Annotated in this window: 1 rRNA gene; it reads left to right on the top strand. The window is 48.6% G+C overall.

What is annotated here, in order from left to right:
- Window positions 1–55 precede the first annotated feature (55 nt).
- Window positions 56–253 (top strand): 16S ribosomal RNA (locus tag J4G36_RS19030); the annotation flags it as partial.

The raw sequence follows: 253 nt of genomic DNA, 5'->3' as shown, positions 1-253 counted from the left end.
CGAATCTTCGGATTCAAAGTCAGCAAAATGAAACTCGAGCTATTCAAGTTTCTCTATTATGGAGAGTTTGATCCTGGCTCAGGACGAACGCTGGCGGCATGCCTAATACATGCAAGTCGAGCGAACGCTTTAAGAAGCTTGCTTCTTAAAGCGTTAGCGGCGGATGGGTGAGTAACACGTGGGCAACCTGCCCTGCAGATGGGGATAACTCCGGGAAACCGGGGCTAATACCGAATAATCAGTTTGTTCGCAT

It is taken from the genome of Sporosarcina sp. 6E9, assembly GCF_017921835.1.
Lineage (GTDB): Bacteria > Bacillota > Bacilli > Bacillales_A > Planococcaceae > Sporosarcina.
Note: the sequence above shows the minus strand (reverse complement) of the source record. Positions and strands in the feature narration are given on the sequence as shown.